4 protein-coding genes are annotated in these 6725 nt (G+C 47.2%); all 4 read right to left on the bottom strand.

Going from position 1 to position 6725, the window contains the following annotated elements; translation table 11 throughout:
* A partial coding sequence (locus tag J7K79_RS03795; protein WP_296905342.1) for an exopolysaccharide transport family protein occupies positions 1–1807 on the bottom strand: 1807 nt, incomplete at its 3' end.
* Between the two features lie 115 nt (positions 1808–1922).
* A complete protein-coding gene (locus J7K79_RS03790) occupies positions 1923–4301 on the bottom strand; it encodes a S8 family serine peptidase (RefSeq protein ID WP_296905340.1) in 2379 nt (792 codons plus the stop codon).
* Positions 4302–4315: 14 nt separating this feature from the next.
* Positions 4316–5905: a hypothetical protein gene (locus J7K79_RS03785; RefSeq protein WP_296905338.1), complete on the bottom strand. Its 1590-nt coding sequence runs from the start codon at positions 5903–5905 to the stop codon at positions 4316–4318.
* A 69-nt stretch (positions 5906–5974) separates the two neighbouring features.
* On the bottom strand, positions 5975–6725 hold a 751-nt coding region (locus tag J7K79_RS03780), incomplete at its 5' end, for a clostripain-related cysteine peptidase (RefSeq protein ID WP_296905335.1).

Genomic DNA, 6725 nt, shown 5'->3' with positions numbered 1-6725 from the left:
GTATAGGACCAACAGGAAGAATATCCAGATTCTCTTGGTATTTCTGTATGAGACGATCGAGAGGAATATCTCTGAGTAGGTGGTTCACGATACCGATGTTGAACCTTTCAAGCCCGAAAACCTTTTCCACCCTTGGTCTTCTCATATCCAGGTCAAGTAGAAGTGTTCTGTAGCCATTCTGAGCGTAAGCGAGAGCAATGTTCGCTGCGAGAAAGGTTTTCCCCTCACTGGGACCGGAACTTGTGAATCCAATCACTCTGGGAGACGGTGTTGTGGAGTAATCTATATTCGTTGCAACGAGTTTCAACGCCTCAGCAGAAGGGGAAGTAGGAGAGTTCACCACAATCAGTTCCGGGTGCTCACTCTCCTCCAGAAACTCCACCTCGGGAATTCGCCCGAGAATGGGTTCCTCTTTGAGCGTGTGTTTTATGAATTCCTCGTCGTTGACGGTCTTGTCCATTACCTCGATCAGGAAAACGAACAGAATTCCAAGAAACACACCAAGGACCCCGCCAATCGCGAGTGTGAGTTTCTTATTCGGTTTTATAGGTTCCGTTGGAATGATTGCCCTGTCAACGATCACAGCTCTACCCGTGACACCTGCCTCTGCGATTTTGGTTTCTTCGAGTTTTTCCAAAAGAAGACTGTATAGGTTTTCCTTTACCTTAAGTTCTCTCTCGAGTTGGAGAAGCTGCTGTTCCAGTTCAGGAAGTTTTGACACCCTGGCAACGTAACGTTCTCTTATCTTTTCAGCGGACGTGATCATGGAGTTGAGAACCTGCACCTGAGAGTGGAGATCTATGAGTTCGGAGTAAATTCTCTGGTAGTCCGGATTTATCGTCTGAACTTGAGAAGTGACAATTTTCTCTACTTCATTCCTGAGAATCTTCTGAGTCTCCTCTATTTTTCTCTTCACATCCTTCACTCTCACGTCTGTTTCCGGATACTTTTCTTGGAGAGAGGCGAGTTCTACTTGAAGTTCTGCGAGTTTTGTCCTCAGTTGACTTACAACGGGATTTATGGAGATTGTTTCCGAAGAGATCAGTTTTTGATTGGTTTTCTTGAGCTGTTCGTTCAATGCCGCTATTCGTGCCTGTGCTTCATCCATCTGAAGTTTGTACTGGTTTATCTGGGAGTCGTACGTGTAAATCATGTTGAGAAGGTTTTCTGCTTCAACATCAAGCACATAGATCTGATTCTTCTCTTTGAAACTCCGGAGTCGATCTTCTAGTTCCTTCAGCCCCTTTTCAACGATGGGAATTTGTTTTTCAATGAATTCTCTTCTCACAGTGTATACGTTCTTGGAGAAGCTCTTCAGGAGATTGTTGTAAACCACTGCAAGTTCGTTCGCTATGTTTTTCGCCAATTCCGGATCATCACTCTGAACGGAGATTTTTACAATATTCGTGTCCTTCACAGGAGAGACCTCTATCATCTCCGAGACGATCCTGACCACGGTGTAGAAATCTATTTCATCCTTCGGGTTCTTCTTCCTGAAGTAATCCACTAGGTTCAGGTTCTCTATCACTTTTTCAATGTTCGTCCTGCTCTTTATGAGTTCGATTTCGGTTGAGATGTCCGGCCTTGTGGACATGAACTGGTTCGTAAACAGATCAACGATCGATCCCTGGGACTCTGGCTCAACTTTCAACGTAACACTGGCCTCGTAAATAGGGGTTGCGAGGAAAAGATAAACGACGGTTAATACAACCGTCACCACAAGAACGAGAAAAAACCACCAAAATCTCTTTCTGAAAATGCGCAGAATGTCCTCGAGAGTGAGTTCTTTTTCCAGTTCCTGCTCCATACCCTTCTTACCTCCCATGATCCAATGCTTGCACATCTTGTATTATAACCTGTATTATAACCTGAACAAAGGAGGGGATAACCCCTCCTTCTTTGAACAATATTTTCCAAGCCCATCAGAAGATACACCAAGGTGTTGCTCCGCCGTAGCGTTCATCGATGAAACCATAAGTTGTATTGGGTGAGATCATTCCATAAACTGGCACCACGTTTCCGTTGATGTTCACCTCTCCGTTCAATATGATTCCCTCCGTGACCACGATGTCATCGATCCAGGCGGTGTCCATTCCGGACGAGTAAGAAGCGTCCTTTTCGTAGGCAAAGCGAATGGTATGTTCTCCTGGCTGAAGCCCCACCGATACCTGAGTCCAATCGACCTCGCCTGAGATCCTGTAGTACTCCTCTCCATCCACATAGAGTTTGAAGAAATCCCAGCCCGCCTCACTGCTAACTTTCACCATGAAAGAAAGCACAGCAGTTGAAGCATTTTGAAGGGTGAATTCAACCCAGCTTTCCTGGTTGTCATCCACATCTCCAAACTGGAGTGCGTAGTTACCACTGTGCGCTTCCGTCGATTGAACAAACGGCGGTACATCTCCACCCGGAGTCCAGTCAGATGGAATCTGACCGCTCTCGAAGTCCTCCTGATAGAGTGTATCAAGCTGAGGAAGATCGCCCGAGTAAACGTAGTAAAGCCAGTAATAATCAGGAGTAGCATCTGCTGGAATTTCTACCTGCAGGTTTTCTGTTCCCACAGCCTGGTCGATTATTGAGAAGGAAGAATCCAGTAAGTAAAGCGATATCTGTGCTCCATCCGGCAGAGGTTCACCCGGATTTACAACGGCACTGAAGCTCGACTGGAAACTCACCACCAGAGAAGAGGAGCTAGAAACGGTAACAGTTGTAGTCCTCTGTAGCTCCTCCTCGATCCTGGTGTTGATCTGGAAACCAAAGAACGGAGAGTACAGATCCGTGGGATCGGGCCCTCCGATGATAACATCGTACTCACCGGGCTCTATTCCAAGGAAATCTGCGTCGACCTCTCCATCGTAGAGTCCTATATCCGTCTTACCGTAATACACCTTTCCTGTCTCCTTATTTTTTATGGTCACAAAAACTGCCGGGAGAGGATTTCCTGCTCTGTCCGTTACAACCACAGAGAGAGAACCGCCTTCACCAGCCTCAGAAGGATTCATGTTGAGTGCTGCGAGTGGATCTATCCTTCCATAACCAGAAGATGTATCGTATCCTGGCTCGTCTATATCGTCTGCCGTTTCTTCGATCATCTTTCTGATCTGATACGGTGTAGCCTGCGGGTATTTTTCCTTTATCAAAGCCACCAGAGCGGAGACGTAGGGACACGCCATGGAAGTACCGTCCCAGTAAGCGTACGGAAGCCCGTACACTCCCTCATCTTCCGCCATGGCAACCGGTATCGTCGAGAGAATGCGTACACCGGGAGCACCGACGGACAGATAATCCCCTTTGCTCGACCAGCTGATGGTTTCATCGTTAACGGTGGTTGCCCCAACTGCTATTACACCGGGAAGCCCCGCCGGATAGGTGAAATGTTGATCTGTCTTTTCGTTACCCGCGGAGACCACGACCACCACATTGTTCTGAAGAGCATAATCGAAAGCCTCATGGAGAATGTACGAGTACCCCCATCCGCCCCAGCTGTTAGAGAGCACATCTGCTCCGTTGTCCACCGCCCAGACAACACCGGCCGCTACGTAGAAGTCTCCCACATAGTAGGGTTCAAAGATCCTGATCGGCATGATCTTCGCGTTGTAGGCAAGGCCGGTTACTCCCACTCCGTCTCTCCTGGCGGCTATTATTCCTGCAACGTGTGTTCCGTGTCCGTAGGTGTCTGAATCTTCGTCCGCTGGCAGTGATATCCCGTAGTACGGATCGTACCCATCCACCAGTTGTCCCTGAAGATCAGGATGCGTTCCGTCCACTCCTGTGTCAAAAACTGCCACAATAACTCCATCACCGGTGGCCATCCCCCATACTTCGGTAGCGTGAAGTGTTTCAAGTGCCCACTGGTAAGGCTCCAGATTCTCCTCGATGAGTATGTCTCTTGTCATTTCTTCCTTTATCACGGGCTCCAGTTCTCTGATATAGTTCGGTTCGATCGCCCTGATGCCGGAAATCTTCTGGTCTCTCAGGAGTTCCCTGATACCACTCAGCGCCTCTCTTACACTCACAGGTATTTCAACGAGGATTGCCTTCAGCTGGGGTATTTCATCAACAATTCTTCCCTTGATCATATTCACAAGGTCTTCTGCGGACGTTCGATCTTCGTACAGGATCACCAGTTGATGCTCAAAGTACTTCACATTATCCAGGAATGCTACGTTATCGTTCGGCAACGTTTCTTCTGAACTCCCCATTACCTGCGAATTGTTTCCCGTGTTCAGCGATATGGGACCGAGACATCCACTCAGAACAACGAGGGCAATCAAACTGAGAAAGAAAAGTGCTTTTTTCATCAAAGGTCACCCCCTCACTCTACACCGGTTGTGAACTCGTTGAACTTCTCGGGAGGTATTTCACCGAAGGGATCATAACCTGCACCCATGTCACAGACCAGACTCATGGCTACACTATCTTCGTCCGCCACTTCAGCATAGGAGTAATACATTCCCCAGCTGTAGGTTTTGTTGTACTCCAGTCTGTCCACCACACCGTACCCTGTGTGGACCCACTGATACTCCTCCGAATCGAAAGGAGCAACGACCTCGGTTGCACCAGTAGTAGTCCAATCATATACCGCCTGCGAGGAATCAACAGGGACGAGGTAATACTCGGACTGAACAAGGTCCATTATGAACACAGAATAGTGAAAGACAACATCACCCTCAGGAGAACGAAGGTCTCTGTCGGGTGACCATCTGAATGTAGGCCGCGTGGACACGTTGATCGATTCATCTTCTGGCTCCAGAAGCTGTATTTTGAAGGTGTCCAGGGGAACCACAGATCCGAGTTCAACCCTGTCCGATTCTGCTCCACCGTACACTGAACTCACAGCGTACCACACTCTTCTCCCAGGTGACAGCAGGTAAGAGTGATCGATGAAATAGTTATCCGTTGTGAATCCTATCCACTGATAGTGCTGACCATCAAAAGATCTGTACACGTTGTAACCATCGGGTTCCGGTATCGATGGATCCGTGTTCACGTCCGAGTATCCCAGCCAGTAGATTTCAACCCACAGATTCGTGCCTTCTGGAGCGCTTTTTACATTTCTGGAATTCAAATGATTCTCCTCTCTTATTTTTTGAACGATTCCTTTTTCATAGAATTCTATCCCATCGCTTCTGGTTATGGCAACGAGGTTCGGGGAACCATAGTCAGTCAGAGGAACAGGAGTAAACATCGCCTGAGGAGATTCTGCCCCCAGCTGAATGTTCAGGTACCTTATAATGTGGACTCTGTTGTCATTCTGATCGTAGACAACCACGTGGAGTTTCGTTTCACCATTCCAGCCAGCTGGATCGACTGTGAAGGTGGCCTCGGGCGTGTTCTCTGCCACCGACCTTGGCCCAAAGAAACCCGCTCCTGGGACGTTTCCAAGAGCAAGATAAATAAGGTTTACGTGGTTTTCCGAGCTGACACTCACTTTGACCTTGAAAGCACCGGTTATTGGATTGGTTGTATCAAGAGGATTGTCGTTCGAATCGTAAAATTCCAGGGTCACTTCTGGAAGAGTTTCTTCATCGGGGTTGGATTTCAATTTGGCTTCTTTCATGATCATCTCCACTGATTCGATTTCACTGCTTCCTATCTTCAATCCTTCCACAGCGCTGAGAGCATAACCATCTTTCTTTGCTTCGATGTCCAGCAATTTGAATCCTCCGTGTAAACCCACGATGGCAAACGAGACGGCTCCGGACTCATCTGTGGTTCCAGTCGCCAGCGTCTCACCCGTTTCGTGATCTTTCACCGTCACAAGAGCACCTTCAACTGCAGGCCCACTGTTGTACGAAACCACGTAAACTCTCAACGTTCCCTTCCCAGCGTACGGAGAACTACAGTTGGTGAACAGAAAAAGCGCTGCAATAAAAAAAACAGAAAAAAGGAAGAACCTTTTCATGGACACCCCTCCCTTTCGTTGGTTTCTCATATTTTACTAACTGAATTATATCAGAATGTTCGATACACTTCAAAGAATACCGAGCCAGTATTCCAAAAACTCGTCCCACTGAGTGTCAGATGGAAAGGAAAGTGTCTGGTAGTCTGCCTGGTAGGTCCGATAACACGACATGTTTTCTGGCATGAAGATACTGATGGGGAAGGAAAGTGTCTGACCGTCTATTTCACCGTATGAATAGACAACAACAGAGCTTAAATCTGGAGTAGAGACAATACCTCTTGACACCCATTCATCTATGAAATTCCCAAGATCAACAAGGACAGGCCGATTGTAATTGTCAATGTAACACTTCACCACATCGGAATAAATTGCATCAACTTTGTTCAAATCTGCTTCCAGATCACTGATGAATGAATTCAAATCAGAAACAAACTCCTCCACCTGCAAAGTTTTGTACACCGCAAGACTCAGACCATCCTCCCTGGAACCCTCAGCACTGTAAAAATCCCTGTAGTAATCAACTATTGAAATTGCCACTTCAGAGGCACTACTGGTAGGTTCTATCTCACTCAAAAAAGTGTAATCCCAGCCCTCAGCAGGTTCTTCAAAACTTGAGGCAACTATGTAGTTTGCCACATTTCTGAGCTCGTATATCACTTCAAGAGATCCTATCAAACAAGCATCAAAACCGAGGATGTCAAGTTTACTTCCAGAAAGAGCGTTCTCAAGAGCTTTCCTCAGGTCCGCTATGGCGATGGCTGTTCCCTGAGAGTTATCAATTCCAACTACCTTCGCTGAAATATACCCCGAATCACCGATC

Origin of the sequence: Thermotoga sp., from assembly GCF_021162145.1 — a bacterium.
Classification (GTDB): domain Bacteria; phylum Thermotogota; class Thermotogae; order Thermotogales; family Thermotogaceae; genus Thermotoga.
Note: the sequence above shows the minus strand (reverse complement) of the source record. Positions and strands in the feature narration are given on the sequence as shown.

Coding starts and splice junctions, on each gene's coding strand:
- J7K79_RS03790 (WP_296905340.1), bottom strand. CDS start 4,301: ATGAAAAAAGCACTTTTCTTTCTCAGTTTGATTGCCCTCGTTGTTCTG.
- J7K79_RS03785 (WP_296905338.1), bottom strand. CDS start 5,905: ATGAAAAGGTTCTTCCTTTTTTCTGTTTTTTTTATTGCAGCGCTTTTT.